This window comes from Rhizobium ecuadorense, assembly GCF_001187535.1.
Taxonomy (GTDB): domain Bacteria; phylum Pseudomonadota; class Alphaproteobacteria; order Rhizobiales; family Rhizobiaceae; genus Rhizobium; species Rhizobium ecuadorense.
Window position 1 is genome coordinate 1 of the sequence record NZ_LFIO01000558.1, and the last position, 266, is coordinate 266.

The window sequence follows — 266 nt, forward strand, 5'->3', positions numbered from 1 at the left end:
TCGCATCGCCCATGGCCAACTCGACGTGCAATTGAACGACAAGAATACCAAGGACGAAATCGGCGACCTCTCACGCTCCCTCGCCATCCTGCTGGAAAGCAATCGCCAGAAAATCAGGCTCGAGGCCGATGCGGAAAGCTCCCGGTCCCGCGAAGAGATCGAACGACAGGAACGTTCCGTCCTCCATGCCTCCCGTGAGGATTCGATCAAGTTCGCGGTGAGCGAACTCGGCAACGGACTGGCCAGCCTTTCCAACGGAGATATGA

The 266-nt window shown here is 57.9% G+C and carries 1 pseudogene; it reads left to right on the forward strand.

The features are described from left to right. Positions 1-266, forward strand: a pseudogene (locus tag AF337_RS11975) (methyl-accepting chemotaxis protein); the annotation flags it as partial.